This window comes from Thauera sp. 27 (assembly GCF_000310125.2).
GTDB lineage: Bacteria > Pseudomonadota > Gammaproteobacteria > Burkholderiales > Rhodocyclaceae > Thauera > Thauera mechernichensis.
On record NZ_AMXB01000086.1, the window covers coordinates 1 to 2,430 of the forward strand.

Annotated in this window: 3 protein-coding genes; all 3 read left to right on the forward strand. The window is 67.0% G+C overall.

Going from position 1 to position 2,430, the window contains the following annotated elements; translation table 11 throughout:
* The first annotated feature begins 84 nt into the window (after nucleotides 1-84).
* From tnpA to tnpC, 3 genes are read left to right on the forward strand one after another with little or no spacing between them, the layout of a single operon-like run.
* Nucleotides 85-393, forward strand: a complete 309-nt coding sequence (gene tnpA, locus B447_RS21435) for an IS66 family insertion sequence element accessory protein TnpA (RefSeq protein ID WP_002937029.1) — start codon at nucleotides 85-87, stop codon at nucleotides 391-393.
* Nucleotides 393-752: an IS66 family insertion sequence element accessory protein TnpB gene (gene tnpB / locus B447_RS21440; protein ID WP_002937031.1), complete on the forward strand. Its 360-nt coding sequence runs from the start codon at nucleotides 393-395 to the stop codon at nucleotides 750-752. The genes tnpA and tnpB overlap by 1 nt, the downstream gene beginning before the upstream one ends.
* Before the next feature lie 29 nt (nucleotides 753-781).
* On the forward strand, nucleotides 782-2,401 hold the full coding sequence (gene tnpC / locus B447_RS21445; RefSeq protein WP_002937033.1) for an IS66 family transposase: 1,620 nt from the start codon (nucleotides 782-784) through the stop codon (nucleotides 2,399-2,401).
* Nucleotides 2,402-2,430 lie beyond the last annotated feature (29 nt).

Genomic DNA, 2,430 nt, shown 5'->3' on the forward strand with positions numbered 1-2,430 from the left:
GTAACCGGTCACTGAGCGGCGTTCTTTGCCCGCCCGCGCCCACGCGGAACAATCCCTCCCACATTCATCAGGGAGGAGCCGGCAGTGACCAGGGCGACAGCGACCAACAACAAGTGGCGGCGGCGTAGCCGCCAGGAGTGGGAAACCGTCTTTGCGCGGTTTGCCGCGAGCGGCCTGGGGATCGAGCCGTTCTGCGCCCGCGAGGGGCTCAGCGAGTCGAGCTTCCGGCGCTGGCGTAGCCTGCTGGGCGAGCCGAGTACGCAGCCTGCCGCGCTGGCGATGGAGGCCACTGGCTTCGTCGACGCCGGCACGCTCAAACTCGGCGGCACGGGTCGCCTCGAACTGCGGCTCGACCTGGGCGACGGCGTGATCCTTCACCTGTCGCGCGGCTGATGTTCTTCCCCGAAGGCGCGGTCCGGGTCCATGTCTATGGCCGCCCGGTCGACATGCGCAAATCCTTCGACGGCCTGTACGCGCTCACACGCCAGGCGCTCGGCTGCGATCCGCTGTCGGGCGAGCTGTTCGTGTTCATCAACCGACGCGGCACGCAGATGAAGGTGCTGTACTGGGATCGCACCGGATTCTGCGTGTGGGCCAAGCGTCTCGAGCAGGGGCGCTTCGTGTCGAACTGGGCGCAGGTCCGCACGCGCCAGATGGACTGGACCGGGCTCAAACTCTTGCTCGAAGGCATCGAGCCGGCCCGCACCAAGCGCCGTTTCCAACTGCCCGCAAACGCCGTGCAACCCGCATGAATGCTGGGTTCTGCGGTAAAATACGCGCCATGCCCGCGCCGCACTGCACCCCCGTTCCGACCCTTGCCGAGGCCGCCCAGTGGGCGCCCGAGCGCATCGTCGAGATGGCGCAGGCGAACGTCGCCTTGCAGCGCGACATGGATGCGATGCGGCTCGAGTTTGCGGCACTCAAGCATCAGCTTGAGTGGTTCCGCCGCCAGCTCTTTGGCCAGAAGAGCGAGAAGCGCGTGGTGTCACCCGACACCACGCAGATGTATCTGGGCGAGTTGCCGATCCCCGACACACAGCCCGATGTCCCCGGCAAGACCGTGGCGGGACACACCCGTCGTGCGTCGCGCACCGACTTCACCCAGAGCAAGGACGACTCGGCGCTGTTCTTCGACGAGACGCGCGTCCCGGTCGAGACGATCACGCTCGCCAACCCCGAGACCGAGGGCCTCACCGCCGAACAGTTCGAGGTGATCGGCGAGAAGGTGAGCCATCGCCTGGCGCAGCGCCCGGGCAGCTACGTGATCCTCAAGTACGTACGCCCGGTCATCAAGCGCCGCGACACGCAGACGATCCACTGCCCGGCGGCCCCCGCCGGGGTGATCGACGGTAGCCGCGCCGACGTGAGCTTCATCGCCGGGCTCATCACCGACAAGTTCTGCTACCACCAGCCGCTGTACCGCCAGCATCAGCGGCTCGGGGACAACGGCATCCGGGTCTCGCGCCCGTGGCTCACGCAGCTCACCCACGCGGCGCTCGCGCTGCTCGAGCCGGTCTTTACGGCCCAGCTCGACTCGATCCGCGCAAGTCGCATCAAGGCGATGGACGAGACCCCGATCAAGGCCGGGCGCGCCGGCCCGGGGAAGATGAAGGGCGGCTACTTCTGGCCGGTGTATGGCGAGCGCGACGAAATCTGCTTCGCCTATCACGAGGGGCGTAGTGGCAAACACATTGCGCAGACCCTGGGGACCGACCCACCGCCCGAGGGGGCGGTGCTGCTCACCGACGGCTACGCGGCCTACGAACGTTACGCACAAAAATGCGGGCTCACGCGCGCGCAATGCTGGGCGCACTCGAGAAGAAAATTCTTCGAGGCCCAGTCGATCGAGCCCGAACGGGCGACGCAGGCATTGGAGATGATCGGCCAGCTCTACGCGGTAGAGCAGCACATCCGTGAGGCACAACTCATCGGCGAGGCACGCCGCGCATACCGGCTCGCCCAGGCCAAGCCGATGGTCGACCGGTTCTTCGACTGGGTCGACGCCCAGTTCGAATCCCAGGGGCTACTGCCGAGCTCACCGCTGACCACTGCCCTGGCCTACGTGCGTGAGCGCCGGGCCGCCCTCGAGGTCTACCTCGCCGACCCCGAGGTGCCGATCGACACCAACCACCTCGAGCGGGCGCTACGCGTAGTGCCGATGGGCCGCCGCAACTGGCTCTTCTGCTGGACCGAGGTCGGCGCGAAATACGTGGGGATCGCGCAGAGCCTGATCGCCACCTGTCGCCTGCACGACATCGACCCCTATGCCTATCTGGTCGATGTGCTCCAGCGCGTCGGCCAGCACCCTGCCGCCGATGTCGCGCAACTCACCCCAAGGCTGTGGAAGCAACACTTCGCGGCCAATCCGCTTCGATCCGATCTCCACCCGCGCTCGAAGTAGGCAAGAACGCCGCTCGGTTACCGCTTACG

Coding starts and splice junctions, on each gene's coding strand:
- tnpB (WP_002937031.1), top strand. CDS start 393: ATGTTCTTCCCCGAAGGCGCGGTCCGGGTCCATGTCTATGGCCGCCCG.
- tnpC (WP_002937033.1), top strand. CDS start 782: ATGCCCGCGCCGCACTGCACCCCCGTTCCGACCCTTGCCGAGGCCGCC.